The 24,741-nt window shown below is 77.0% G+C and carries 28 protein-coding genes; 16 read left to right on the top strand and 12 right to left on the bottom strand.

Going from position 1 to position 24,741, the window contains the following annotated elements; translation table 11 throughout:
- The first annotated feature begins 79 nt into the window (after window positions 1-79).
- From ADEH_RS01130 to ADEH_RS01115, 4 genes are all read left to right on the top strand, one after another.
- Window positions 80-1,141, top strand: a complete 1,062-nt coding sequence (locus ADEH_RS01130; RefSeq protein WP_011419277.1) for a serine/threonine-protein kinase — start codon at window positions 80-82, stop codon at window positions 1,139-1,141.
- Window positions 1,142-1,221: 80 nt separating this feature from the next.
- Window positions 1,222-2,100, top strand: coding sequence for a DMT family transporter (locus ADEH_RS01125; protein WP_232287401.1), 879 nt, complete (start codon window positions 1,222-1,224; stop codon window positions 2,098-2,100).
- A gap of 105 nt (window positions 2,101-2,205) precedes the next feature.
- Window positions 2,206-3,897, top strand: a complete 1,692-nt coding sequence (locus ADEH_RS01120) for a CxxxxCH/CxxCH domain c-type cytochrome (RefSeq protein ID WP_011419275.1) — start codon at window positions 2,206-2,208, stop codon at window positions 3,895-3,897.
- 123 nt (window positions 3,898-4,020) lie between these two features.
- Entirely contained in the window at window positions 4,021-4,836 is an 816-nt protein-coding gene (locus ADEH_RS01115) for a class I SAM-dependent methyltransferase (protein ID WP_011419274.1), read from the top strand.
- On the opposite strand, the gene rsfS is transcribed toward ADEH_RS01115, so the two are convergent.
- From rsfS to ADEH_RS01095, 4 genes are all read right to left on the bottom strand, one after another.
- On the bottom strand, window positions 4,782-5,381 hold the full coding sequence (rsfS, locus tag ADEH_RS23050) for a ribosome silencing factor (RefSeq protein WP_157061331.1): 600 nt from the start codon (window positions 5,379-5,381) through the stop codon (window positions 4,782-4,784). The two genes, ADEH_RS01115 and rsfS, sit on opposite strands and share 55 nt — an antisense overlap.
- A gap of 13 nt (window positions 5,382-5,394) precedes the next feature.
- Window positions 5,395-6,678 (bottom strand): glutamate-5-semialdehyde dehydrogenase, encoded by a 1,284-nt coding sequence (locus ADEH_RS01105; protein ID WP_011419272.1) that lies wholly within the window; start codon window positions 6,676-6,678, stop codon window positions 5,395-5,397.
- Window positions 6,679-6,680: 2 nt separating this feature from the next.
- Window positions 6,681-7,820 carry a glutamate 5-kinase gene (gene proB / locus ADEH_RS01100; RefSeq protein WP_011419271.1) on the bottom strand — a complete coding sequence of 380 codons (1,140 nt, stop codon included), beginning with the start codon at window positions 7,818-7,820 and terminating at the stop codon, window positions 6,681-6,683.
- A 74-nt stretch (window positions 7,821-7,894) separates the two neighbouring features.
- Complete coding sequence (locus tag ADEH_RS01095; RefSeq protein ID WP_041453248.1) at window positions 7,895-8,674, bottom strand: hypothetical protein; 780 nt, start codon at window positions 8,672-8,674, stop codon at window positions 7,895-7,897.
- Window positions 8,675-8,859: 185 nt separating this feature from the next.
- On the opposite strand from ADEH_RS01095, the gene ADEH_RS01090 reads away from it, so the two are divergent.
- A complete protein-coding gene (locus ADEH_RS01090) occupies window positions 8,860-9,729 on the top strand; it encodes a M48 family metallopeptidase (RefSeq protein WP_011419269.1) in 870 nt (289 codons plus the stop codon).
- 4 nt (window positions 9,730-9,733) lie between these two features.
- Here the strand turns inward: ADEH_RS01090 and ADEH_RS01085 are convergent, their stop codons facing one another.
- From ADEH_RS01085 to ADEH_RS01070, 4 genes are all read right to left on the bottom strand, one after another.
- On the bottom strand, window positions 9,734-10,342 hold the full coding sequence (locus tag ADEH_RS01085; protein ID WP_011419268.1) for a LysE family translocator: 609 nt from the start codon (window positions 10,340-10,342) through the stop codon (window positions 9,734-9,736).
- Window positions 10,343-10,349: 7 nt separating this feature from the next.
- Window positions 10,350-10,868 carry a 3'-5' exonuclease gene (locus tag ADEH_RS01080; RefSeq protein ID WP_011419267.1) on the bottom strand — a complete coding sequence of 173 codons (519 nt, stop codon included), beginning with the start codon at window positions 10,866-10,868 and terminating at the stop codon, window positions 10,350-10,352.
- A gap of 3 nt (window positions 10,869-10,871) precedes the next feature.
- A complete protein-coding gene (locus tag ADEH_RS01075; RefSeq protein ID WP_011419266.1) occupies window positions 10,872-12,119 on the bottom strand; it encodes an MFS transporter in 1,248 nt (415 codons plus the stop codon).
- A gap of 190 nt (window positions 12,120-12,309) precedes the next feature.
- On the bottom strand, window positions 12,310-12,600 hold the full coding sequence (locus ADEH_RS01070) for a hypothetical protein (protein WP_011419265.1): 291 nt from the start codon (window positions 12,598-12,600) through the stop codon (window positions 12,310-12,312).
- A 305-nt stretch (window positions 12,601-12,905) separates the two neighbouring features.
- On the opposite strand from ADEH_RS01070, the gene ADEH_RS01065 reads away from it, so the two are divergent.
- The 6 genes from ADEH_RS01065 to ADEH_RS23240 all read left to right on the top strand — a co-directional run bounded on the left by ADEH_RS01065 (window position 12,906) and on the right by ADEH_RS23240 (window position 18,256).
- Entirely contained in the window at window positions 12,906-13,181 is a 276-nt protein-coding gene (locus ADEH_RS01065; protein ID WP_041453247.1) for an STAS domain-containing protein, read from the top strand.
- A gap of 123 nt (window positions 13,182-13,304) precedes the next feature.
- Window positions 13,305-15,131 carry a GTPase HflX gene (gene hflX / locus ADEH_RS01060; RefSeq protein ID WP_011419263.1) on the top strand — a complete coding sequence of 609 codons (1,827 nt, stop codon included), beginning with the start codon at window positions 13,305-13,307 and terminating at the stop codon, window positions 15,129-15,131.
- 43 nt (window positions 15,132-15,174) lie between these two features.
- Window positions 15,175-16,143, top strand: coding sequence for a hypothetical protein (locus ADEH_RS01055; RefSeq protein WP_041453246.1), 969 nt, complete (start codon window positions 15,175-15,177; stop codon window positions 16,141-16,143).
- A 57-nt stretch (window positions 16,144-16,200) separates the two neighbouring features.
- Window positions 16,201-16,890: a hypothetical protein gene (locus ADEH_RS01050; protein WP_011419261.1), complete on the top strand. Its 690-nt coding sequence runs from the start codon at window positions 16,201-16,203 to the stop codon at window positions 16,888-16,890.
- A 66-nt stretch (window positions 16,891-16,956) separates the two neighbouring features.
- Window positions 16,957-17,907 (top strand): COX15/CtaA family protein, encoded by a 951-nt coding sequence (locus ADEH_RS01045; RefSeq protein ID WP_011419260.1) that lies wholly within the window; start codon window positions 16,957-16,959, stop codon window positions 17,905-17,907.
- A gap of 178 nt (window positions 17,908-18,085) precedes the next feature.
- A complete protein-coding gene (locus ADEH_RS23240; RefSeq protein WP_198133807.1) occupies window positions 18,086-18,256 on the top strand; it encodes a hypothetical protein in 171 nt (56 codons plus the stop codon).
- Between the two features lie 24 nt (window positions 18,257-18,280).
- Here the strand turns inward: ADEH_RS23240 and ADEH_RS01040 are convergent, their stop codons facing one another.
- Window positions 18,281-18,733: a CoA-binding protein gene (locus tag ADEH_RS01040; RefSeq protein WP_011419259.1), complete on the bottom strand. Its 453-nt coding sequence runs from the start codon at window positions 18,731-18,733 to the stop codon at window positions 18,281-18,283.
- A 254-nt stretch (window positions 18,734-18,987) separates the two neighbouring features.
- On the opposite strand from ADEH_RS01040, the gene ADEH_RS01035 reads away from it, so the two are divergent.
- Window positions 18,988-19,332, top strand: a complete 345-nt coding sequence (locus tag ADEH_RS01035; RefSeq protein ID WP_041453245.1) for a hypothetical protein — start codon at window positions 18,988-18,990, stop codon at window positions 19,330-19,332.
- Between the two features lie 85 nt (window positions 19,333-19,417).
- Here ADEH_RS01035 and ADEH_RS01030 read toward each other — a convergent pair whose 3' ends face one another.
- Entirely contained in the window at window positions 19,418-20,791 is a 1,374-nt protein-coding gene (locus ADEH_RS01030; RefSeq protein WP_011419257.1) for a hypothetical protein, read from the bottom strand.
- A gap of 177 nt (window positions 20,792-20,968) precedes the next feature.
- Here ADEH_RS01030 and ADEH_RS01025 point away from each other — a divergent pair, with 177 nt between their 5' ends.
- A complete protein-coding gene (locus ADEH_RS01025; RefSeq protein ID WP_011419256.1) occupies window positions 20,969-21,244 on the top strand; it encodes an FmdB family zinc ribbon protein in 276 nt (91 codons plus the stop codon).
- 22 nt (window positions 21,245-21,266) lie between these two features.
- Entirely contained in the window at window positions 21,267-22,166 is a 900-nt protein-coding gene (locus ADEH_RS01020; RefSeq protein WP_011419255.1) for an RluA family pseudouridine synthase, read from the top strand.
- Here ADEH_RS01020 and ADEH_RS01015 read toward each other — a convergent pair.
- Complete coding sequence (locus tag ADEH_RS01015; RefSeq protein ID WP_011419254.1) at window positions 22,163-22,981, bottom strand: class I SAM-dependent methyltransferase; 819 nt, start codon at window positions 22,979-22,981, stop codon at window positions 22,163-22,165. The genes ADEH_RS01020 and ADEH_RS01015 overlap by 4 nt on opposite strands.
- A 48-nt stretch (window positions 22,982-23,029) precedes the next feature.
- Window positions 23,030-24,082 (bottom strand): DUF4303 domain-containing protein, encoded by a 1,053-nt coding sequence (locus ADEH_RS01010; protein WP_011419253.1) that lies wholly within the window; start codon window positions 24,080-24,082, stop codon window positions 23,030-23,032.
- A 132-nt stretch (window positions 24,083-24,214) separates the two neighbouring features.
- Between ADEH_RS01010 and ADEH_RS01005 the strand changes: the two genes are divergently transcribed.
- Entirely contained in the window at window positions 24,215-24,496 is a 282-nt protein-coding gene (locus ADEH_RS01005; RefSeq protein ID WP_041453244.1) for a hypothetical protein, read from the top strand.
- Complete coding sequence (locus ADEH_RS01000) at window positions 24,493-24,705, top strand: (2Fe-2S)-binding protein (protein ID WP_198133806.1); 213 nt, start codon at window positions 24,493-24,495, stop codon at window positions 24,703-24,705. The genes ADEH_RS01005 and ADEH_RS01000 overlap by 4 nt, the downstream gene beginning before the upstream one ends.
- Window positions 24,706-24,741: the final 36 nt, after the last annotated feature.

The following is a 24,741-nucleotide window of genomic DNA, read 5'->3' as shown; positions in this document are numbered from 1 at the left end:
TCCTCGGCGCGATTTCTGCGCGCAAGGCGCGGGCTGCGCATTGAGTGGGATAGGCGGAACGGGTCATCCTCCGCGACCTATGGTGAGGAAGGTCGGGACGAGCCGGATCGTCCGCGAGATCGGCCGCGGCGGAATGGGCGTGGTGTACGAGGCGTTCCAGGAAGGCCTGGAGCGTCCCGTCGCCGTGAAGGCGCTCGACCAGAAGCTCGTCCGCTCGAGCGAGGTGGTCGAGCGCTTCCGGCGGGAGGGTCGCGCGTACGCGCAGCTCCGCCACGAGGCGATCGTGGCGGTGCACGATCTCGTGGAGAAGGACGACCAGCTCTACCTCGTGACCGACCTCGTTGACGGCGCCGACCTCGCCCGCGTGCTGGCCCAGGGCGGCGCGCTGCCGGCCGACTGCGTGGCGGTGATCGGCGCGCGCCTCGCCGAGGCGCTCGACTACGTGCACTGGAGCGGCCTGCTGCACCGCGACGTGAAGCCCGCGAACGTGATGATCTCCCGGCTCGGCGAGGTGAAGCTGATGGACTTCGGCATCGCCAAGGGCGCCGAGGATCCCTCGCTCACGCGCGTGGGCATGCTGGTGGGCAGCCCCTCGTACATGGCGCCGGAGGTGCTGGCCGGCGACGAGGGCGGGCCCGCCGCGGACGTGTGGGCGCTCGGCGTGACGCTCTACGAGCTGGTCTGCGGCGAGAAGCCGTTCCGCGGCGCGAACGCGGACGAGCTGTTCCGGCTGGTGCGGCGCGGGCGCTTCCGCAGGGTCCGCTCGCTCGCCCCCGGGTGCCCGGCGCGCGTCGCCGCTGCCATCGAGCGCTGCCTGGCGCGCGCGCCGGAGCGGCGCTGGAAGAGCGCCGGCGCGCTGGCGCGCCACCTCGACGCGTTCGCGGCGAAGAAGCTCGCGAAGCTCCACCCGCGCGCGCGCCTGGTGGCGCTGCTCGCGAACCGCGGCTTCGCCACCGAGGAGGTGGCGCTCTCGCGCATGGACGTGGCCACGCTGAACGCCACCCGCCTCGCCGACGAGAAGGGCACCGCCACCGTGGCCGAGTTCCCGGTGCGCCGCCGCCGCCGCGCCACCGCGCTCCAGGCCGCGCTCGCGCTCGCCGCCGCGGCCGCGGCGTGGCTCGCGCCGCTCGCCCTGTCCTGACCCGCGCGCCGGGACCCGCCCCGCGCGGCCTCGCGAACGGCTCCCCGACCGCGCCGGCATCGCCTACCATGCGCGCCGCCGTGCGCACCCGCATCGTCGCCACCTACCTCGCCGTCGCCGCGCTGTGGGGCTCGACCTGGATGGCCATCCGGATCGGCCTCGAGGACCTGCCGCCGCTCCGCTTCGCCGGCGTGCGCATGGCCATCGCGGCGCTGGTGCTCGCGCCGTTCGCGCTGCGCGGCGGCGCCTGGCGCGAGGTGGTGGGGCCGGCGCGGGCGCAGCTCGCGCTCGTGGCCGTGCTGCAGATCGCGCTCCCTTACGGCCTCATGTTCGTGGCGCAGCAGTGGGTCCCGTCGGGCCTGGCGGCGGTGCTGTTCGCGTCGTTCCCGGTCTGGATCGCGCTCCTCGCGCGCGCCCTGGTCCCCGGCGAGACGCTCACGCCGGCGCGCGTCGCCTCGGCGCTGCTCGGGATCGCGGGCGTGGCCGTGCTGCAGCTCCCGCACCTCGGCGACCTGGAGGGCTCGGGCCGGCTCCTGCTGGGCGGCGCGCTCGTGGTGCTCTCGTCGATGATCGTGGCGCTCGCGAACGTGCTGGTGCGCCGCCACCTCGCGGCCGTCTCGCCGCTCGCCATGACCGCCGGGCAGACCGCCGTCGGCGCGGTGCTGCTCCTCGCCGCGGCCGCGCTGCTGGAGCAGGGTCGCCCGGCCGCGTTCACCGCGAGCGCGGTCGCGGCGCTCGCGTGGCTGGCGGTGTTCGGCACCGCGCTCACCTACGTGGGCCTGTACTGGCTGGTGCCGCGCGTCCCCATGGCCGCGATCGGCGCGCTGCCGCTGCTCGACACCAGCGTGGCGGTGACGCTGGGCGCGCTCGTGCTCCACGAGCCGGTGGGCTGGAACCTGGCGCTGGGCGGCGGGATGGTGCTCGCCGCCGCGGCGCTCACCATCCCGCGGCGCCGGTGAGCGCGCGCAGGCGCGCACACACGCGCCGTCCGCGCGCTTGACGACCGTCACGGCGCGGCGCGCCCGACGCGGCACGGTGGGTGGACCCCCGCCCCGGAGCCGCCCATGCGCCCGCGCCTCGTCCCGCACCTCCCCCTCGCCGCCGCGCTCGCGCTGTGCCTCGCCGCCGGCTGCGACCGGGCCCGCGTCGCGGAGGGCGACGCGACCGAGCGGTGCCTGCGCTGCCACGGCGGCGACGGCAGCGCCGCCCCGCCGCGCTCGGCGCGGGGGGCGACCGCCACCAGCGACCGCGGCGTCGGGGCCCACCGGGCCCACGTCGCCGGCGGGCGCGTCGCCGGCCCCCTCCGCTGCGAGGCGTGCCACGTCGTGCCGACGGATCTCGCGCACGTGGACGGCGTCGCGCGCGTGGCGTTCGGCGAGGAGGCCCGCCGCGCGGGCGCGGCCCCGGCGTGGGAGCCGGACGCGGCGGGCGGGCCGCGCTGCGCCGGCACGTACTGCCACGGCGCCACGCTCGCCGCCGGCGGCGCCGCGACCGCGCCGGTGTGGACCCGGGTGGACGGGACGCAGCTCGGCTGCGACGGCTGCCACGCCTCGCCGCCCACGAGCGCCGGCCACCCGCAGGGCGAGCTCGCCTCGCGCTGCACCCTCTGCCACCCCGACACCGTGCTCGCGTCCGGCGCGATCGACGTCGCGGGAGGCCACCACCTCGACGGCCGGGTGGACGTGGCCGGCGGCGCGTGCGGCGGCTGCCACGGCGCGCCGCCCGCCTCCGGCGCGCACGCGCTCCACGCGACCGTGCCCGCCGGCGCGTCCCCGGCCTACGGCGCGCTCACGGTGCTCGAGGACCTGTCGCCGGACGGCGGCGCCGCGTACGCGTTCGGCTGCGGCCAGTGCCATCCGCTCGACCTGGCCCGGCACATGGACGGCCGGGTGGACGTGGTGCTCGCGCCGGAGGGCGCGCCCGCCGGCACGCTCAAGGCGCGCAACGCCGCGGGCGCGGGCTACGACGCGGCCAGCGGCACCTGCGCCGGCGCCTACTGCCACTCGAGCGGCCAGGAGGTCCCGGCGTACGCGGACGCGCCGGCGTGGACCGCGCCGCCGGGCGCGCTCGGCTGCGCCGGGTGCCACGGCAACCCGCCCGCCTACCCGACCGGCGGCCCCGCCGCCGCGGACGCGAACGGTCACCTCGGCCTCTCCACCGACGGCTACGAGTGGGGCCACTTCGGCGGCCTCCCGGGCCCGTGGCACACCTCGAAGCACGGCGGCGGCTGGTCGCCCGACGAGGACGCCGCGCCCATCACCTGCCAGTCGTGCCACGCCGAGACCACCGCCGGCGCCGGGCCCTCCGGCTTCTACTGGCTCGACACCACCGGCACGTACGCGCTGCCGGGCGGCCTGCTCGGCTACGGCTGCTCGTCCGCGGCCTGCCACGGGGGCGCCGCGGCCTCGGGACGCGGCGCGGTGGCGCCGCTCCGCCACGTGAACGGGCGGCGAGACGTGGCGTTCGACGCGCGCGCCGCGCTGCCGGAGCTCCCCTGGCTGCCGCCGGCCCCGGACCGGCCCACGCGGCCGTACTGGGTGACGCACGCGTCGCCCGGCGGGATCGCGTTCCCGGACCCGGCCATCCCGGGCGCGGTGATGGAGGGGGCCACGCTGTCGATGGAGCTCGGCAGCGCGCGCTACGACCCGGCCACGAAGACCTGCTCGAGCGTCGCCTGCCACCTCCAGCAGGCGCAGGTGACCTGGGGCGCACCGCACACGGGCTGGGGCACCTGCGGCACCTGCCACGGGTTCTGAGCCGGGTCCGCCCGGCGGGTCCCCGGAGGCGCACCTGCGCGGAGCTTGCGGCCGGCCCGGCCCGGGCGAACGTTCCCGGGCCGAGCGGCCGGCTGCACGGACCGCTCCGGAGGCGCGCGGCACATGCTCCGACAGGCGCTGTCGTACTGCTCCGGGCTCCTCGCCCGCCGTCCCGCGGCGGGCGACGGGTTCCGCGACGAGCTCGCGTTCTGGGATCGCGAGCTCTCCGGCCGCGGCCCCTACGCCGAGGACGTCCGGCGGCGCTCCACCCCCTCGCTCATGCCGCTCGTCTACCCGCACTACCTCGAGCCGCTGCTCGAGGAGGTGCGGGCCCGGACCGGCGCGCCGCCGCGGGTCCTCGACGCCGGCTCGGGGCCGCTCTCGATGTGGGCCCACGGCGCGGAGCAGGATCGGATCGCGCTCACCTGCTCGGACGCGCTGGCGGACGCGTACCGGGAGCTGCTCGCGCGGCACGGCCTCCGCCCCCGCTATCCGCTGGTGCAGTGCGCCGGCGAGGCGCTCTCGGCGCGCTTCGGCGAGGCCGCCTTCGACGTCGCCTGGATGCACAACGCGCTCGACCACACCCAGGACCCCGGCGCGGTGGTGCGAGAGCTCGTGCGCGTGCTCGCGCCCGGCGGATACCTGGTCGTGCAGGGCTGGTGCCGCGAGGGCACCGCCGAGCGGTTCATCGGGCTCCACCGGCACGACCTGTGGGTCGAGCCGCCCGGCCGCCTGATGCTGCGGACGCTGTCCGCGGACGGACGGCGGCTGTCCGGGCCGGTCGCGCCGTGCGACGGGCTCGGGCTCGAGCTCCTCGAGGCGTCGGCGCCCTCGCGGACGCCGCGCACCTGGATGAAGCTGGTCTGGCGGAAGCCCGCCGCGGGCTACGCCTCGACGGCCACCCGCGGCGCGTCGGCCCAGAGCCCCTCGAGATCGTAGAACCCGCGGGCCTCGCGGCCCATCACGTGGGCCACCACGTCGCCGTAGTCCACCAGGATCCAGCGCCCGCCCTGGTAGCCCTCGACGCCGACCTTGGTGACGCCCTGCGCCTTCATGGTCTGCTCGACGTGGTCGGCGATGGCGCTCGCCTGCCGGTCGGAGTCGGCGGTCATGAGCACGAAGTAGTCGGCGTAGCTGGTGAGCCCGCGCACGTCGAGGACGGTGACGTCCTCGGCCTTCTTGTCGAGCGCGGCCGCGGCGATCGCCATGGCGGTGGGGCGCGCCGGGTCGGGCCGGTCGGCCGCCGGGCGGGCCGGCGCCGGCGCCTCGACGATCGCGCCGGCCGGCGCGGCCGCGCGCGGCGGCCGGCGGGCGCGGAGGACGCGCTCCTTGGTCGCGCCCTTCTTGCCCGGCGCCTTGGCCGGGCCGCCCTTCTTCTTCCCGGGCGCCTTCACGGGCGGCCCGCGGCGCGCGGGCGCGCGCTTCGAGGGCGTCTTCTTCGCGAACGGCTTCTTGCCGGCTGCCTTCTTCTTCTTCGTCGCCATCAGGGTCCTCTCGCTACCGCACGTGCCCTTCGCCCTCGACCAGGAACTTCTGGGTGGTGAGCTCGGCGAGCCCCATGGGCCCGAACGCGTGGAGCTTGGTGGTGGAGATGCCGATCTCGGCGCCGAGCCCCAGCTCGCCGCCGTCGTTGAAGCGGGTGGACGCGTTGACCATCACCGCGCTCGCGTCCACCTCGCGCTGGAAGCGCCGCGCGCTGGCCAGGTCGCGGGTGACGATCGCCTCGGTGTGGAGCGAGCCGTAGCGCGCGATGTGGTCGAGCGCGCCGTCGAGATCCGCGACCACCCGCACGGCCAGGATCTTGTCCAGGAACTCCTTGCCGAAGTCGTCCGGGCGGGCCGGCACCGCCGCCACCCCGGCGCGCTTCAGGATCGTGAGCGCGGTGGGATCGCAGCGCAGCTCCACCCCGGCGTCGGCGAGCGCGCGGCCCACCGGCGGCAGGAGCTTGCCGGCGGCGGCGCGGTGCACGAGCAGGCACTCGGTGGCGTTGCACACGCCGGGGCGCTGCACCTTCCCGTTCAGCGCCAGGTCCACCGCCTGCTGCGGCGGCGCCGACGCGTCGAGGTACAGGTGGCACACGCCCTGGTAGTGCTTCAGCACCGGCACCCTCGAGCGCTCCGCCACCGCGCGGATGAGCGACGGGCCGCCGCGCGGGATGGCGAGGTCGATGAGGTCGTCGAGCGCGAGCAGCTCGTAGGTGGCCTCGCGGTCCGGCGTGGGCACCACCTGCGCGCTGGCCGCCGGCAGCCCGGCCTTCTCGAGCCCCTCGGCGAACGCCTCGGCGAGCGCCAGCGACGAGCGGAGCGCGTCGGAGCCGGGCCGGAGGATGGCCGCGTTGCCGCTCTTCAGGCAGAGCGCGGCCGCGTCCACGGTCACGTTGGGCCGGGCCTCGTACACCATCAGCACCACGCCCAGCGGGATGCGGACCTTGCGGATCTCGAGGCCGTTCGGCCGGCGCCAGCTCGCGGTCACCTCGCCCACCGGGTCGCGCAGCCCGGCGATCTCGCGCAGCGACGCGGCGATGCCGGCGAGCCGCTTCGGGTCGAGCTTCAGGCGGTCGAGGTACGCGGCGTTCTGCCCGGCGGCGCGCGCCGCGGCGACGTCGCGCGCGTTCTCGGAGAGGATCCGCCGCTCGCGGCGGCCGATGGCCTCGGCGGCGGCGCGGAGCGCGGCGTCCTTGCGGCGGGGGTCGGCGTGCGAGAGGGCCCGGGCGGCCTCGCGCGAGGCCTCCGCCAGCTTCCGCATCTCGGCGGCGAGGCCCAGCGACTTCTCCTTGCGCATGCTCACTCCCGGCCGGTCTCGAGGACCACCAGGTCGTTCCGGTGGACGATCTCGTCGAGGTACTTATACCCGAGCGCGCGCTCGATCTCGCCGGTCTTGAGCCCGGCGATGCGGCGGACCTCGTCGGCGGCGTAGCCCGCCAGGCCCCGCGCGAAGGGCCGGGCCGGGTCCACCGCGACGTCCACCGGGTCCCCGACCCCGAACTGGCCCTGCACGCCGCGCACGCCGCTCGGCAGCAGGCTCCGCCCCTGCTCCACCAGCGCGCGCCGCGCCCCCGCGTCCACCAGGATGACGCCCTTGCCGCGGGCGGCCGCGGCGAGCCAGCCCTGGCGCGAGCTGAGCCGGTGCGCCCCGGGCGCGAACACGGTGCCGACCGGCTCGCCGGCGAGCAGCGCCGGCAGCGCGCGCGCGCGGCGCCCGGAGAGGAGCGCGGTGACGACGCCCTGCGCGCCGAGCCGCCGCGCCGCCTTCACCTTGGTGATCATCCCGCCCACGCTGCGCTCGCTCCCCGCCCCGCCCGCGCTCCGCTCGATCTCGGCGGTGACCCGCGGCACGTCGCGGAGCAGCCGGGCCCCGGGCTCGGCGGGGTTCCGATCGTAGAGCCCGTCCACGTCGGTGAGCATCGCCACCGCGTCGGCCTCCACGCAGCCGGCCACCAGCGCCGCGAGCGTGTCGTTGTCGCCGACCTTGAGCTCGTCCACCGCGACCGTGTCGTTCTCGTTCACGACCGGCACCGCGCCCGCGTCGAGCAGCCGCTCGAACGTGCGGCGCGCGTTCAGGAAGCGCTTGCGGCTGGCGAGGTCGTCGGCGGTGAGCAGCACCTGGGCGGTGACGAGGCCGTGCCGCCCGAGCGCCTCGCCCCAGGCGGCCATGAGGTGCGGCTGGCCGGCGGCGGCGCAGGCCTGCTTGGTGGGGAGGTCCCAGGGCTTGCCGCGGCTGCGCGCGAGGCCGAGCCGCTCGGCGCCGAGCGCCACCGCGCCCGAGGACACGAGCACCACCTTCCGGCCGCGCGACACCTCCGCGAGCTCGGAGGCGAGCCGGGCGCAGTTGTCGCGGTCGAACCGGCCGGCGCGGTCGGTGAGCGTGCCGGTGCCGACCTTGACCACGAGCCGCTTCACGCGGCGGAGGGCGCTTCGGGACATGGGGAGCGGCATTGTAGACGCAAACGCGCGCGGATCGCGGCGGGGATCGCGGCGCGCCGGAGCGCCGTCCCGCGTCACGGCAGCTTGTAGGCCACCGACGCCGCGATGGGCACGAGCCGCGGCCCGGCGGCCGCCGAGAGCTGCAGGTAGACGAAGTAGGCGAAGGCGCCGTTGTCCACCTTCTGGGCGGCGATGTCCTGGGTGGACACCACCCGCACCTCCTCGGCCGCGTCCTTCGTCACGAGCGCCGCCATGGCGGTGTCGTCGGAGCGGTACAGGTACGCGGCGCCGTCGATCCTGGCGTCGCTGTCCCAGAACACGAAGGAGAAGCCGGTCACCACCGCGCCGTCGGGCAGGTCCACCGGGAGCACGAGGAAGTCGTCCTCGCCGCCGGACTGGTAGCGGCCCACGCCGCCCGGCACGCTGAGCTGGGTGGTGGCGGTGGTGGAGACGCGCGGCACGCCGGCGAGCGACGACACCGAGACCACGCCGCGCGGGAACCGCTGGCACACCACCGTGCCGTCCTGGGCGACCACGCGGATGGCGGAGCCGGGCGCGCAGGTGCCGGTGATGCGGGCCTGCTTGGTGGCGAGCACCTCGGCCTGCTTCACGATCTCCGCGGAGTGGAGCTCGAGCGCGCCCGAGACCTCGGCCGGCATCCGGTCGAAGGTGAGCCGGCCGGTCTGGATGCGCGCCGCGTCGATGGGCGCGCCCCCCGGGTACTCGCTCGAGAGCGGCGGCGGGGCGGGCGCGGCGGACGCCTCGGCGGCGCCGCGCAGGAAGCCGAGGCCGAAGACCCCCGCGGCCACCACCGCGAAGGCGGTCGAGAGGACCGCGAGGCGCGTGCGCGACATGGTGACGCCCCCCCCCTGCGTGAAGGATCGACCGTCCGCTTGTACCGCGGGCGAGCGGCGGGCTTCAAATCGGGGATCCGCGGGACGCCCCGCCGCCGCTGCCGCCCAGGCTTCGCGCCGCACCCCCGTGCGGACGATGACCCCGCCCCGGGCCGGCGCTAGGAAGCGCGCCGGAGGGATCCGGCATGCACCGACCGTCTCGCACCCCGCTCGCGGCGCTCGCGGCCCTGGCGCTCGCCGCGGCCTGCACCGGCAAGCAGCGCGTCGCCACCGAGACCAAGCTCGCCTCGGTGCTCATCCCCACCGAGCAGGAGAAGCAGCTCGGGCTCCAGGTGAAGGAGCAGCTCGAGACGAAGGAGCACGTGCAGTACCTGGAGGACCCGGCGGTGAACGCCTACGTCCAGGGGATCACCGGCAAGATCCTGGCGAGCGCGAAGAAGGACCGGCCGGACGTGGACTGGTCGGTGAAGGTCATCAACGACCCGAAGACCGTGAACGCGTTCGCGACCCCGGGCGGCTTCCTCTACGTCTACTCGGGCCTGCTGCTCGCCGCGGACGACACCGCCGAGGTGGCCGGCGTGCTCGGGCACGAGGCGGGGCACGTGGTGGCGCGCCACTCCGCCCGCCAGATGGTGAACGCCATGGGGCTCGAGACGGTCCTGGGCATCGCGCTCGGGAAGAACCCCAACGGCGCGGCGCAGCTCGCGGCCGGGCTGGCCGGCAAGGGCGCGCTGCTCGCGTACGGGCGCGCCGACGAGAGCGAGGCGGACGAGTACGGCGCGCGCTACGCCTCCGCGGCCGGCTACGATCCGCACGGCATCGCCACGTTCTTCCAGAAGCTGGAGAAGGGCGAGGGGAAGCAGCCGGGCTGGACGACGTACCTCTCCACCCACCCGGCCACGCCGGATCGCATCGAGAAGGTCGAGCGCTACATCGCGGAGCACCACCTCACCGGCTCGGGCGGCCGGGGCGGCGCGGAGCTGGCGAAGGTGAAGGAGCGGCTGAAGGCGATCCCGCCGCCGCCCGCGCCGCCGGCGCAGGGCGCGGGCAAGTAGCCCGTCAGGCGCGCGGGCCGGCCAGCCCCTTCGCGAGCTGCCACAGCCCGAACGCGAGCAGCGCCAGCCCGGAGATGGCGGTGAGCGCGCGCTGCGTGCGCGGGCCGAGCCGGCCCAGCCCGCCCGCCGCGGCCACCAGCGCGGCGTTCCCGCCGAGCAGGAACGCGTAGAAGCCGGCCAGGAACCCGCCCGCCTCGGCCCGGCCGTCCCGCCAGGCGGCCGCGAGCACCGGGCCCCCCACCGCGCTCCAGAAGATCCAGGCGTTCGGGTTGGTGAAGTTGAGCAGCACCGCCCGCCAGAAGCCGCGCGGCGGCGCCTTCGCCTCCGGCGCGGCGAGCGGGGCGCGCAGCCCGCGCAGCGCCGAGAAGGCCAGCCACAGCACCACCGCGCCGCCGAGGAGCTGCAGCGCGCGGAGCAGGCCCGCCGGCACCTGCGCGAGCGCCACCAGCACCGCCGCGATCACCGGCGGATCCGAGGTGAGCGGCACGAGCACCACCGGCAGCGTGCGGACCGCGCCGTTCCGGAGCGACTGCGCGAGCAGGTAGGCCTGGTACGGCCCGGGCTGGGCCGCGGCGGAGAGGCCGAGCAGGGCGCCCTGGGCGAACAGCGTCACCGGGCGCTCACTTGAGGTTCAGCTTCAGGCCCATGTCCACGAGCTGCAGCAGCACCCCGGCGTTCGCCTTCGCGTCGTTCACCGGGTCGTGGTCGTGCGCGGTGGCGCGGAGGTGCTTCCACTGTGCGTGACCGTCCTTCACCATCCCGCAGTAGAGGTCGCCGATGCGCCGGCCGCTCCAGCCGAACGGGTTGCGGCCCAGGTACGTGTGGAAGTACCAGTTCACGTACTGCCAGTCGAAGGAGAGGTTGTCCGAGAACAGCACCGGCTTCCCCCTCGTCGTCTCCTGGATCCAGCGCTCGAAGTCGGCCATCACCTCGCCCGGCTCGCCGAAGCGCAGGTGCTGCTCGCGGGTGACGCCCGAGATCGCGAGCGCCTCCGGGAGCCACAGGTCGGAGATGGGCCGGACCTCGCCGCGGAAGGTGCGCGACAGGCCGGGCTCCACCCGCACCGCGCCGAACGAGACCATGGAGTACTTGCCCGGGATGGGCCCGTCCGCCTCCACGTCCACCACGTACGCCGACATGGCCTAGTCCGCCTCGACGTAGTCGAGCTCGACGCCGAACGTCTCGCGCAGCCCGAACGCGGACACGAGCGCGAGGCCGAACCAGAGCGCGCTGACGGCGGCCGCCGCGCCCACCAGCCCGAGGTGCGGCCGGGCCCACTGGAAGGAGAGCGTGCACACCGGGACCAGGCCGCGCACGAAGTTGGGCACGGTGGTCGCCACGGTGGCCCGCAGGTTCGTGCCGAACTGCTCGGCCGCCACGGTGACGAAGATCGCCCAGTAGCCGCCGGCGACGCCGAGCAGGCCGCAGGCGCCGAGGAACAGCGCCGGCGAGGCGCCCCGGCCGGCCACGAAGTAGAAGACGTTGGCGGCGGCGAGCAGCGCCACGAACAGGAGCACCACCTTGCGCCGGCTCCGCCACACCTGCGAGAGGAGCCCGCTCGACAGGTCGCCCAGCACCAGGCCGCCGTAGAAGAACATCACCGCGTCGCCCGCGGTCACCGGGCCGGTCACGCCCAGCGTGCGCCCGAACTCCGGCGCGAGCGCGATCAGGATCGCGTTCGAGCACCAGATCGGCACGCCGATGAGGATCGAGGAGAGATAGCGGCGGAAGCGCTCCCCCCCGCGGAACACCGCCAGGAAGTCGCCCCGCCTCACGGCGGTGTGGCGCAGCGCCTGGAACATCCCCGACTCGCTCACCTTGATGCGCAGCACGAGCAGCAGGAGCCCGAGCCCGCCGCCCACCCAGTAGGCCACGCGCCAGTCGAGCGTCTTCGCCACCACGTTCCCGACGATCGCGCCGGACACGCCCACCGAGGCGACGAGCATCGTGCCGTAGCCGCGCAGCCGGGCCGGCAGGATCTCCGCCACCAGCGTCACGCCGGCCCCGAGCTCGCCGGCGAGGCCGAGCCCGGCCACGAAGCGGAGCGCCTTGTAGGTGGCGAGGTCGTGCACGAACCCGTTCGCGATCGTGGCGATCGAGTAGAGCGTGATCGAGCCGAACAGGATGTGGAGCCGGCCCAGCTTGTCGCCCACGATCCCGAAGACGATGCCGCCGAGCAGCATCCCCACCATCTGCCAGTTCAGGACCGAGAGCCCCTCCGACACGAGCGCGTCGCCGGAGACGCCGATCGCGGTCAGGCTGGGGATCCGGACGATGTTGAAGAGGATGAGGTCGTAGATGTCCACGAAGTAGCCGAGGGCGGCGACGACCACGGCCGCGTTCAGGACGCTGCCGGCGCCCGCGCGGGCGCTCTGTGCGGGGGAGTCCATCGGTGCGGCGATATGACCATGCCGGCCGGCTCCCGTCGAGGCGCTCGCCGCGGGCGCTGCCCGCGCAATCGGCGCGCGCCTGCCCGGCCCACGCGCAGGGATCGCGCGCCGGGGGAGGTCGAGCCGGGCACCGGCGTCGCGGTCCGGCGCGTCGGTGTCGGATTTCCGGCGACGGGCTGCCGACGCCCGATCAGGCGACGCGGCGCGGCGGACGCGGATCGACCGGCGCGGGCGCGGGCTGCAGCCCGTCCCCGCGGGCGAGGCGGCCGGCCCAGACGCCGAGGCCGATCACCGGCGCGAGCAGGATCACGACGAGCGGAAACTCCACCAGCGCGGCCACGAGCGCGGTCATCCCGGCGGCGGTGGCGACGAACAGGAGGGCCATCGTCCAGGCGATGCGATCGACGAGGAGGTGGCGGAGGGAGCGGCGCCGGAGGTGCACGACGCCGTCGGCGCGGCGGCGGACGATGAACCGGTTCATGGCGGTCTCCAGGCTTTGCAGATCCCGGACCACGGTGAGGCGCGCCCAGCATGGCGCCGTCGCGGGCGGGCCCGCCTCCTCCCGGCAGGGGATGGGGCGCCGCCGGTCCCGCGGCGCGGAAGGCGCCGCTGTGGGCGGCGCGCCCCTGCGCCGATCGCGTGGGATCACGCCCGCCCACAGCACGGCGGCGCCGCCGGTGCGTCATCATGCCGTCACCGCGAGTTTGCGGATCGTGCGGGCGGACGCGGATAATCCTGGGTGCAGCGTCGGTGGCGCCGTCCGCGCGCCGCCCGGGGGAAACAGCCATGGAAGCGGCCATCGCGCTCGAGGCGAACGCCATCAGCCTGGACGGGGTGCTCGACGTGCCCACGGCGCGCCGGCTCGCGGCCCAGCTCGCGGCGGCGGCGCCCGGCTCGCTCGTCCGGATCGACCTCACCCACGTGCGCGAGCTGCACGACTTCGGCCTGGCGGTGCTGGCGCAGGCGCTCTCCGCCCGCGGGATCCGGGCGTCCTTCCGCGGCCTCGGCCAGCACCAGCTCCGGCTGCTGCGCTACCTGGGCCTGGACGCGGTCGCCGCCTAGCCCCGCCGGCCCCCGGTCGGCGGCGCGCCCCTCCCCGGCCGGCCGACCCCGCTCGGTCGGCCCCTCGCCCGCCGCAGATCGCGTCGATCCGGCGGCCGCGCCGCGATAGACTCCCGCCAACGAATGCAGGAAGTCCACGGCAACACCCTCGGCCTCAAGCCCTCGCAGCTCCACGCCCTCCGCCGCACCTACCGCCGCCGCGTCGATGCGCAGTCGATCGTGTCGCCCGAGCTGGCGCGCCACCTCGCCGAGGTCTCCCGCGAGACCAACCGGCAGGTCGGCGTGCTCCTCGACCGCAAGGGCGACGTGCAGGCGGTGGTGGTCGGCGACGCCCGCAAGCTCGACCTCCCGGACGTCGGCCGCGGCCGCGCCGGCGAGAGCCGCCTGCGCGGCCTGCGGCTCGTCCACACGCACCTGAACGGCGAGCCGCTCACCCGCGACGACCACACCGACCTGGCGCTGCTCCGCCTCGACCTCGTGGCCGCCATCGAGGTCCGCGAGGACGGGCTGCCGGGCCGCGTGCACTACGCGCACCTGCTCCCGGAGAACCCGCAGGGCGCCATGTGGAAGGACGAGGAGGCGCCCACCGTCCACGAGCTCGCCTACGACGCGCTCTCCGGCGCGCTCGCGCTCGAGGACGAGTTCGCCCGGGCCCGCGCGGCGCGGCGCACCGGCGGCCGGGAGCGCGCCATCCTGGTGGGCTTCGGCGGCAAGGGGCGCGGGCGCGCCGAGGCGGAGGCCTCGCTGGAGGAGCTGAAGGAGCTCGCCCGCACCGCCGGCGTGGAGGTGCTCGAGGCGACGCTGCAGCTCCGCCGCGACCCGGACCCGCGCTACCTCATCGGCAAGGGCAAGCTCGAGGACATCGTGCTGCGCTCCATGCAGCGCATGGCCACGGTCATCGTCTTCGACGCCGAGCTGTCGCCGTCGCAGGCGCGCCACATCGCCGAGGCCACCAGCCTCAAGATCCTCGACCGCACCCAGCTCATCCTCGACATCTTCGCCCAGCGGGCCCAGTCGGCCGACGGCAAGCTGCAGGTGGAGCTGGCGCAGCTGAAGTACCTGTACCCGCGCCTGGTGGGACGGGACGACTCGCTGTCGCGGCTCGCCGGCGGCATCGGCGGGCGCGGGCCCGGCGAGACGAAGCTCGAGATCGACCGGCGCCGGGTGCGCGACCGGATCACCGCGCTGGAGCGGCGCATCGAGGGGCTCGGCGCCGACCGCACCCTGCGCCGCAAGCAGCGCAACGCGCGCGGCCTGCCGGTGCTCTCCATCGTCGGCTACACCAACGCCGGCAAGTCCACCCTCCTCAACGCGCTCACCGACTCGGCGGTGCTCGCCGAGGACAAGCTGTTCGCGACGCTCGACCCCACCAGCCGCCGGCTGCGCTTCCCGCGCGACCGCGAGGTCATCATCACCGACACGGTGGGGTTCATCCGCGACCTGCCGCCCGACCTCGTGAACGCGTTCCGCGCCACGCTCGAGGAGCTCGGCGACGCCGACCTGCTGCTCCACGTGGTGGACGCGTCCGACCCGCGGCAGGAGGAGCAGATCGCGGCGGTGGAGGAGATCCTGCGCGGCCTGGGCCTCGACGGGAAGCGGCGGCTCCTCGTGCTCAACAAGGTCGATCGGCTCCCGCCCGAGACGCAGGCCGCCCTGGCGCAGCGGCGCGACGCGGCGGCGGTGTCCGCCGTCACCCGGGCCGGGCTGGGCGGGCTGCTCGCGCGCTGCGAGCAGCTGCTCTGGACCGACGGCCGGGTGGCGCTCGGCGACGTGATCGCGGCGGCCCCCGCCGGCGAGGAGGGCGCCGGCGCCGCCGGGCACCTCGCGGGCGACGCCGCGCCCGAGCCGCTCGCGCCCGAGCCCCCCGCGCCCGCCGCCGCCTCCGTGCCCGGTCCCGGCGAGCCGGGCCCGCCGCGGCTGCTGCCGGCCTCGCTGCGCCGCGTCTCGTGAGGCGCCCCCCGGGTCGCCGGATCTCGTGAGAGGATGCCCCGCCATGCGCCGCGCCTCCCTCGCCCTCTGCCTCGCCGCCCTCGCCTGCTCCCGCAGCGACCCGGAGGCGCGCGCCCGCGTGCTCGGGCGCGAGGACCGGCCGCACGAGCCGGCCGCCGCCGCGTTCGACCCGGAGCACCCGGAGGCCGCGCTCGCGCTCGACGCCGACGAGGCGGCGCGCCGGCTGGGCGCGTTCGACTGGACCGCGGCGGCCGAGTGGACGGTCTCGGCGCCCGGCGAGGAGGCGCGGCAGGTGCACGTGACCGAGCACCACCAGCTCCGCCAGTCGGCCACGGGCGAGTTCGAGGTGCGCGCCGAGATCGACCCCGGCCTCGGCGCCGGCTCGTCCGGCGGCAAGCACGTGATCTGGACGGGCGGCGCGACCTACGCCCGCGCGCTGCCCGCGCCGTTCCGGGAGCGCCCCACCGACCGCGGCCGAGACGCGCGCCGCTTCCGCGACGAGAGCTTCCGCCTGGCCGGCACCGTGGCGGCGCTGTACGGCCCGGCGCTCCGGCTCGAGCCCGCCGGGGAGGCGCGCCTGCTCGGCCGTGCCGCCCGCCGCTACCGCCTGTCGCTCGCGCCCGCCGCCAAGCCGCCCGCCCCGCAGCCGCCGCCCCCGGGGGCCCCCGCGCCCGATCCCGACACCGCCCGCCGCCTCGCGTTCCTGCAGGGCCGGGTCCCGGTGGCCGCCGACGGCGAGCTGCTCGCCGACGCCGAGACCGGGGTGCCGCTGCGGGTCCGGCTCTCCGGCGCGTTCGAGGTGCCGAACGCACCCGGCGTGAAGGCGCGGCTGGAGCTGCTCGCCGAGGTGAAGGCGCTCGGCGGCGCCGTCGGGCCGGTGGCGGCGCCCGCCGGCGCGCTGCCCGACGAGCGCAAGCCGGCCGGCCCGTCCACCGCGCTCGAGGCGGCCGGGCTGAAGAAGCGCGGCGAGGAGCCGGCGCGCCCCGCCGAGCCCGCCGACGAGGGCGAGTAGCGCCCCCGCGTGCCGCGCCCCGGGCGCGGCCGCAGATTTCCCGCCGGGGGAGTCGCCATGCGCACCGCGCTCGCAGCGGGGATCGCGCTGGGGGTCCTGGCGAGCTGCCGGGCCGTCCAGACGCGGCAGGACTTCACGCCGGTGTCCGACGCCGACTTCGGCCGGCTCGGGCCGGGCCAGCTCGGCCCGGTGGAGCCGGCCCGCGCCGACGCGGCGGCCGCGCGCGACGCGGTCGCCCGCGCCAAGCTGCGCCTGCAGGAGGCGAAGCGCGAGCAGGGCTACGCCGAGGCGGACCGCACCGCCGCCGAGGCCGACCTCCAGCGCGCCGCCACCGAGGCGAAGGGCGCGAACTCGGCCGGCGACACCGCCTGGAAGGCGCGGGCGCAGGAGCTCGCGGACACCGCCGGGCTGCACCGCCAGGCCGCCGAGGCGCACCTCGCGTTCGCGAAGCGGCTGGCCGAGGCGCGGCAGGCCGATCTCGACGCCGCCGAGGCGCACGAGGTGTCCGCCCAGGCGCGCCTCGAGCAGGCCAAGCTGCAGGCGCTCGCGTCGGCCGGCGTCCCGGCGGCGGGCAAGTACGACGCCCGCCGCTTCGAGGCGCACGTGGCGAAGGCGGTCGCGGACGAGCGCGAGGCGCAGGCGCGCGCCGCGGAGGCCGGCCGCGCGGCGGTGGCCGCGGAGGACGGCTGGCGGACGCTGCAGCGGCAGTGGGAGGCGCGCGCGCAGGGGCGCGGCGGGGCGGGGTAGCGGGGCCGGGCAGCGGCCCCGGCGGAGCCGTTGCGTTCGGGCGGCGGGCGTGGTCTTCCGTGCGGCATGAAGGCCTTCGTCCGCTTCGCCTGGTCGGTGCTCGCCTACAACCTCGCGGTGGTGGTGTGGGGCGCGTTCGTGCGCGCCACCGGCTCGGGCGCCGGCTGCGGCAAGCACTGGCCCATGTGCAATGGCGAGGTGGTGCCGCGCGCGCCGGCGCTGGAGACGGTGATCGAGTTCACCCACCGTGCCACCAGCGGGGTGGCGCTGCTGCTGGTGCTCGGGCTGGTGGTGGCGGCGCGGCGCACCTTCCCGGCCGGCCACGCGGCGCGGCGGGCGGCCTGGGCCTCGCTCGCGCTCGTGCTGGTCGAGGCACTGGTGGGCGCCGGCCTGGTGCTGTTCGGCTGGGTGGCGAAGGACGACTCGGCCGCGCGCGGCTGGGTGGTCGCCATCCACCTCACCAACACGTTCCTGCTCATCGGCGCCATCGCGCTCACCGCGGCGCTCGCCGGGCGCCCGCGCGGGCTCGCGCTCCGCGGGCACGCCGGGCTCGCCGCGGCGCTGGGCGTCGCCGCCGGGGCGCTCGTCCTGACCGGCGCGAGCGGCGCCATCGCGGCGCTCGGCGACACGCTGTTCCCGGCGACGTCCTTCGCGCAGGGGCTCCGGCAGGAGCTTTCGGAGGAGGCGCACGTGCTGCTCCGGCTCCGCGTGCTCCACCCGTTCGTCGCCGTCTTCTCGACCGTGGCGCTCGGCTGGGCGGCGCGGGCCGCGCTGCGCGCCCGTCCCGACGCCGACACGCGCTCGGCGTCCTTCGCCGTGCTGCTGCTCGCCGGGCTCCAGCTCTTCGCGGGCGTGCTGAACGTGGCGCTGCTCGCGCCGGTGTGGATGCAGCTCGTGCACCTGCTCGTCGCCGACCTGCTCTGGGTCGCGCTCATGGTGCTCGCGGCCGCCGCGCTGGCGCCGCCCGACGCCGCCCCCGCTGGCGCGCGGCCGGACGAGGCACCGGCGCTCGGGTAGGCCGCTCGCCGGGGCCCCGCGCCTGCGCGCTCCTGTCCGCCTCCGGGAGCACCTCGCCGGCGGCCCGCGCCCCTTCTCGCACAGCGTCCCCCGCCTTGGCTGGGCCTGCGACGGAGCGGCCTGAAATGAACTTGCGCCCCGGCCGTACAATCGACGTCGAGGTCGATCGGGGGTCGCCATGGCGAAGCTGGAGTCGGTCGAGGGCTACGGCGTGCTGGTGCTGGCGGTCGCGCTGCTCGCCGCGTTCACGCTGAGGATGGCCAACCCGCCGGCGGACGTGGTCCGCGCGGCGAGCGCGCCGCGCGCGGTGACCGTGCTGGAGGAGATCTCGATCCCGCTCACGCCGTAGCGGCGGCGCCGGGCCGGCCCGCGGTCAGCGCCCGGCCGGCCCGAGCCTGCGCCACTCCACCATCAGGCAGCGATCCTGGACCACCCGGATCCCGGCCCTCGCGAGTGCCTCCGCGGCGGCGTCGTTGCGGATCCCGAGCTGGAGCCAGACCACCGCCGGCTTCTTCGCGACGAGGTCGTCCACGTGCGCCGGGACGTCGGCCGGGCGCCGGAAGACGTCCACGAGGTCCACCGGGCCCGGGATCGCGGCGACGCTCCGGTACACCGGCGCGCCGAGGATGGCCTTCGCGTCCGGGTAGTACACGGGGACCGGCACCACCTCGACGCCGGCGTCCTTCAGGTACCGCGGCACGTAGAAGGCGGCCTGATCGGACTGCGCCTCGGTCTTCATGCCGAGCACCGCCACGCGCCGCACCGGCGCGAGCAGCTTGCGGATGTCCTCGTCGCGCTCGATCAGGTTCTCCCGCCACTCCGCCATCTCAGCCTCCTTTGGGGGCAAGCAGCCCGTGCCGGCCGCGCGCCTTTCCGCCTGCTTCCAACTACTCCGGGTCCGGACGCGATGCGCCTGCAACGACTCTGGGTCCGGAGGCGGGGCGAGGGCAACCCGTCCGGAACGTAGGGGGTGGTAGGCGAAATCGGCCGGAATCGCGAGGGCTTGGCGGGACGGCCGGAGGGGAGGCCGCCGTCCTTCGAAAAATGGACACGCCCTGGGCGGCGCCTACGATGGCCCGCATGGAGACGAAGAAGAAGGGCACCACGGCGGTCGTGACGGAGGGCTCGGCCCAGGCGGCGCTCCGGCGCGGCCCGGCCCGCGAGCTGACGCCGGAGGAGGAGCGCGTCATGCGGATGCGCCTCGGCGCCGCCCCGCCCCGCGGCACGCCCCTCGAGCGCAGCGCCGAGGGGCTGAGCGACCTCGAGATCGAGGTCCTCTCCTACGAGATCGAGGCGTACATGAAGTGGCGCGAGCGCGAGCACGCGGGCGCCGCGGCGACCGCGCCGGCCCGTGCGCCGGCCCCCGCCGCCCCCTCGCGCGCGAAGGAGAAGATCATCCGCGCGCTCCGCAAGAAAGGCCTGTAGACGCCGAAGCTCGCGCGCGCGGCGAAGCCGCCCGCGGCGGCGCACGGGACCCGGCGAGCAGGGTGGGGCCCCGCGAGACCTTCCTCTAGGCCGGCTTCCCCTCGAGCCGCGCCACCAGCGCCCGCGCCGCGTCCCCCGGCGCGGGTGCCGTGTCTCCGGGCTCCGGCGGCAGCGCGCCGGCCGCGAGCAGGCCGGCGAGCAGCGGGGCCGCCCTCGGGTTGCGCCACCAGTCCTCGTCGAGCCGCTCGCGCAGGTCGCGCCGGAGCCGCTCGCCCGCGTCCGCCCCGCGGAGCGCGGCCGCGTGCGCCGCAGCGTCCGCGTCGCGCGCCGCGCGCACGCCCTCCCAGCGCGCCCCGGTCGCCGCCTCCATCGCCTCGACGTACGCCTCGCGCCAGCGGGCGCCGGAGAGCCCGCGCTCCACCTCGGTCGCGACCCGCAGCGCCGCCGCGCGGGCGCGGAGCGCGAGCAGGCGCCGCAGCGCGAGGTCCCGCACCACGTCGGCGGCCTGCCGCCGCTCGACGCCGGCGCGGTCGGCGAGCCAGCGCGGCTCGAGCAGGAGCGAGCCGAGCAGCCACCCCAGCGCCGCGCCGAGGGCGGGATCGCGGCGGTGCGGCGGGGCAGCGGCCGCCCCGAGGGCGCGGCCCATCCCCTCGACGAGATCCTGCCAGTCGCCGGCGCCGCCGCGCGGACGGAAGGAGATGCGCGCGCCGTGCACGTGCACGCCGGGCCACTGCGCCGGGCGGTCCGCCGCGTCCACCCGCGCGCGGCCGTCGAGGCCGAGCGGCTCGAGCGTGAGCTTCAGCGCCACCGGCAGCATCCCGGCGCGGAACAGGCCGTCCCAGCGCCCCAGCGCCAGCAGGTGCAGGAGGTCGGCGCGGGCGAGATCGCCCGCCGGGAGCGGCTCGAGCGCGGTGCGGGCGCGGTAGGCGAGCACGTCGCGCCACGCGTCGTCGGACGCGGCGAGGAGCTGGTCGCCCTCCACCACCACCCGCCAGTCGGGCGCGTGGCCCACCTCGGCGCGCGCCCGCGCCGCCGCCTCGCAGGCCGCCTCGCGGTGCGCCGCCGCCGGCTCGAGCGCCTCCGCCGCGGCCCGCGCCAGCGCCAGCCGGCGCCCGCGGTCCCGCTCGCGCAGCGCCGCCAGCTCGAGGGCGGCGAGCGGCGCCTCGCCGTCCGGCCCCCGCCCGCGCGCCGCGGCCTCGGCGGCGCGCCAGGCCTCCTCGTGCCCGGCCGCCGCCCGCTCGGCGCGGAGCGCCGCCACCCGCGCGGCGAGCGCCTCCTCGCCGGCGGCGCGGAGCGCGTCCACCGTGCGCCGGTGCGCGGCCTCCGACCGGGCGGCGAAGCGCGGCGCGAGCGACGGCTCGGGGTCCAGGCCGGCGGCGTGGCGCCCGCGCGCCTCCTCGAGCCCCGCCGCCAGGGCGTCCACCTCACCCGCCAGCCGATCCCTCTCCTGCGCGTCCATGGTAGAAAGGCACCTCCGCCGCGGCCGCCGTCGCGGATCGGTCCGGCGCCCGGGTACTTAGCACGGCGCGCGGATCGCCACCGGCCCGCCGCGCGCGCCCCGCGCCGTCCCGCTGGACGGCCGATCGCTTGACAGAAGGACCCCGGACTTTACGTTCCGGGCTGGAGATTCTTCGCGATGCCCATCTACGAGTACGAGTGCCCCAAGTGCGGGAGGTTCGACGCCCTGCAGAAGATGTCGGATCCGGCGCTGCAGGTGCACGAGGTGTGCGGCTCGAAGGTGCGGAAGCTGATGTCGGCGAGCGCGTTCGCGTTCAAGGGCTCGGGCTTCTACATCACCGACTACGGCGGGAAGAGCGCCGCCGCGATCACCCCGGACCGGAAGCCGGAGAGCAAGCCCGAGCCGAAGTCCGACGCCTGCGCAGGCTGCCCGGCCAGCAAGTCGGCCGCGTAGCGCGCCGCGCCCCCGCCCGCCCGTGCGCCGCCTGACCTTGCTCGTGCCGGACGTCGATCGGTACGAGCGGATCGACCGGTTCATCGCCGCGCGCGGCGGGATCTCGCGCGGCCTGGCCCGGCGCGCCATCGAGGCGGGCGGCGTCTTCGTGGACGGCCGCCGCTGCAAGGTGGCGGGCCGCACGCTCACCCCCGGCCAGCAGGTGGTGGTGAACCTCGAGGAGGGCGGCCGCGCCGCGTCCGCGCCGGCCGCCCTCGGGCGGGAGCGGCTGCTCTACGCCGACGCGGACCTGTGCGCGGTGGACAAGCCCGCCGGCGTGCCCGCGCAGCCGACGCTCACCACCGACCGCGGCGCGCTGCCCGAGCTGGTCTCGGCGCTGCTCGGCGCGCCGGTGACGCTGGTGCACCGGCTCGACCGGGAGACCTCCGGGGTGACGGTGTTCGCGCGCACGCGCGAGGCCGCCGCGGCGCTCGCGGAGGCGTTCCGCACCGGCGCGCCCGAGAAGACCTACCTCGCGCTCTGCGCCCGCGCGCCCTCGCCGGCGGAGGGGCGGGTGGCGCTCGCGCTCGGCAAGGACCCGGCGCGCCCCGGGCTGCGCCGCGTGGACCCGGCCGGCGATCCGGCCGCCACCCGGTATCGCACGCTGCGTGAAGCGCCGGGCGGCGCGCAGGTGGAGGCGCGCCCGGAGACGGGCCGCACCCACCAGATCCGCGTGCACCTCGCGGCGCTGGGCGCGCCGCTGCTCGGCGACGCGCGCTACGGCGGGCCGCGCCGGGTCGGCGAGGTGGCGGTGCCGCGGGTGATGCTGCACGCGGCGCGGCTCGAGCTGCCGCACCCGGTCACCGGCGTGCGGATGGTGTTCGAGGCCGAGCCGCCCGACGACTTCCGCGCCGTCGAGGCGGCGCTCGTGCCCGAGCGCTAGGCCCGCTTCGGCCGCCCCACCACGTACGCGATCCACCCGCCCTGGTTCGAGGCGGAGCGGCGCGGCAGGTACCGGGTCGCGCCCCGCGGCGCCACGTCCCACAGCACCTCCGGCTCGAGCCCGGCCTCGCCCACCAGCTCGGTGAGCTCGGGGATGGTCCAGAGCCGCCAGTCGTAGGTGAAGGCGCGGCGCAGGCGCCGGCCGCCGGGCAGCTCGAAGTGGATGGCGCAGCGGACCCGGCGGGTGATGGGGTCGAACGACTCCTGCTCCCACACGTAGCTCACGCCGCCGCCGATGCGCCGCCGCTCCGTGAGCTCCTTCTCGGCGTCCCAGCCGCCGTACGCGTCGAGCAGGAGCGCGCCGCGCGGCGCCAGGGCGGCGGCCGCGGACCGGAGATAGCCGCCCAGCGCCGCGCGCGTCTGGAGCACGCCGTAGCTGAAGTTGAACGCGATCACCGCGTCGAACGGCCCCGGCGGCCCGTCCCGCACGTCGGCCTCCACCAGCCGGAGCCGCGCCGCCGCGGCGCCCAGGGCCGGCACCCGGTGGGCGCGCGCCCAGCCGTGCACCGAGGCGTCGAGGTCCACCGCCACCGCGCTGCGATCCCGGCCGCGCCGGACCCAGGCGGCGGAGAGGAGCGCGGTGCCGCTGAAGTCCTCGCGCAGCCGCCGCGGCGTCCCCCCGCCGCGGCGCACCACCCGGTCCACCAGGTCGAGCTCGCTGCCGGCGTGCTGGACGGCGCGCTCGTACAGGACGTGGCGGTCGTGCGGCGATGGGCGTGCGGCGGCGGGGCGGGCTCGGCGGCTTCGGTCGGTCATGCGCGGACGCGCACTATGCCACGCCGCGGACGGCGCGGACCGCGGCGATCAGGGCCGCCGCAGCAGGAACGGCTCGGGGTTCGTGAGCTTGAAGGTGAGCGGGTCCATCTCCGAGGGCGGGAAGCGGCGCGGGCGGAGCTCGTGCAGCACGCGGGCGGTGTTCTCGGCGAGGGTGGACGCGACCCGCAGGCGGCGGTCGCGCTCGGCGAAGTCGCCCACCAGCCGCTGCAGCCGCGCGATCTCCGCCTCCGCCACCATCCCGATGCGCCGCACCAGGAACAGCGCCGAGCCGGCCAGCCACACCTCGCGCGTCTCGAAGCCGCGGTTGTGGTCGATGGGCGCGGCGAAGCCGTAGTGCGCGAGCAGGTCCACGAGCGCCGGCACCACCTTGCGCCCGAAGCGCGCCAGCTCCTCCTCCACGTCCCAGGGGCTCAGCCCCCGCGCCCGCGCCTCCTCGGCGATGGGCGTGCGCCACTCCATGTAGAGGTCCTCGTAGAGCGCCAGCCAGATGCGCATCCGCTCGCGGCGGGGGGCGCGGTTCACGCACCGCACGAACGGCGCGGCGGCGGTCTCGTGCAGGTGCCGCTCCGCCGTGGGCACCGGGTTGAGCGCGCGGAGCCCGCGCCGGAAGAACGCCGGCGAGGCGTGGTCGCAGAGGATGTTCACGGTGAGGAAGGCGCGGTCGGCGCCGCGGCCGAACAGCCCGGCCCGGTCCACCGCCTTCAGCGCGCCCACGAACGCGTCGTAGAGCGCCGGGTCGAGCGTGGGGCGGCGGCCCTCCGCCGGCGGCACCGCCAGCCCGCGGACCTCCGGCGCGAAGTCGTGGTACTCCCAGTCCGGCGCCGACCAGCGCAGCAGGCGCCGCCCGGCCTCGCCCCGGAAGCGCGGGTCCAGCGCGGCCGCGGCGGCGGCGCGCCGGGTGAGCGCGTCCTCGGTGTTGGCGGAGGCGCGCACCCAGGCGAAGTCGCGCTCCCCGCTCGTGAACAGCGCGAAGCCGTACAGGGTCTCGGAGCCGATGCGGGCCCGCAGCGCGTGCACCGCGTCGGCCGTCCGGCGGGTGAGGTCGCGGCGGAAGGCGCCCAGGTCGAAGGAATCCGTCACGTTTCCGGGACCCTAGACCGTCCTGCCCCCTGCCCGCAATGCGCCGGCGCCCCGCCGGGCCGGGCGCCTCCCCGCCCGGCCGCCTGCATTCCGCCCCCCGCTTGACGGGCGTCATGACGGCCGGCCGCGCCCATGATAGTGAGAGTCATTCTCAACATCATCTCCGGAGCCCCGGTGCACCCTCCCCGCGATCCCGTCCCCTCCTCCGCCACCGCCGAGCCGGCCTGCGCGCTCGTCTGCACGCGCTGCGGCGCGGTGGTGGCCATCGACCCCGACCTCGGCGCGCTCGCCGCCTCCGCCGCGTCGCGGAACGGCTTCGAGGTGCGCGCCCCGCGGCTGCGGCTGTTCGGCTGCTGCGCCGCGTGCCGCGCCGGCGCGGCGGCTCCGCTGCCGCGCGGATGGGGGCGGGCGTGATCGTCTGTCTCTGCTTCAACGTGTCCGACTCGCTGGTGCGCCGGCGCGCGGCCGAGGGCGCCTCGCTCCGCCAGGTGATCGCCGAGACCGGCGCCGGCACCGCCTGCCGCTGCTGCGTGGCCGCCCTGGCGAAGGTGCACGCGGGCGGCGCCGCGACCGCGCCGGCGTGCGCGCGCGCCCGGGCCGCGCCCCGGCGCGACGCCGCCTGATCGCCCACGCCGCCCCGCGGCCCCCGGTGACGCTCA

Origin of the sequence: Anaeromyxobacter dehalogenans 2CP-C (assembly GCF_000013385.1) — a bacterium.
GTDB classification, from domain to species: domain Bacteria; phylum Myxococcota; class Myxococcia; order Myxococcales; family Anaeromyxobacteraceae; genus Anaeromyxobacter; species Anaeromyxobacter dehalogenans_B.
The sequence above is the reverse complement of the archived record's forward strand: the minus strand, read 5'-3'. Positions and strand labels throughout refer to the sequence as shown.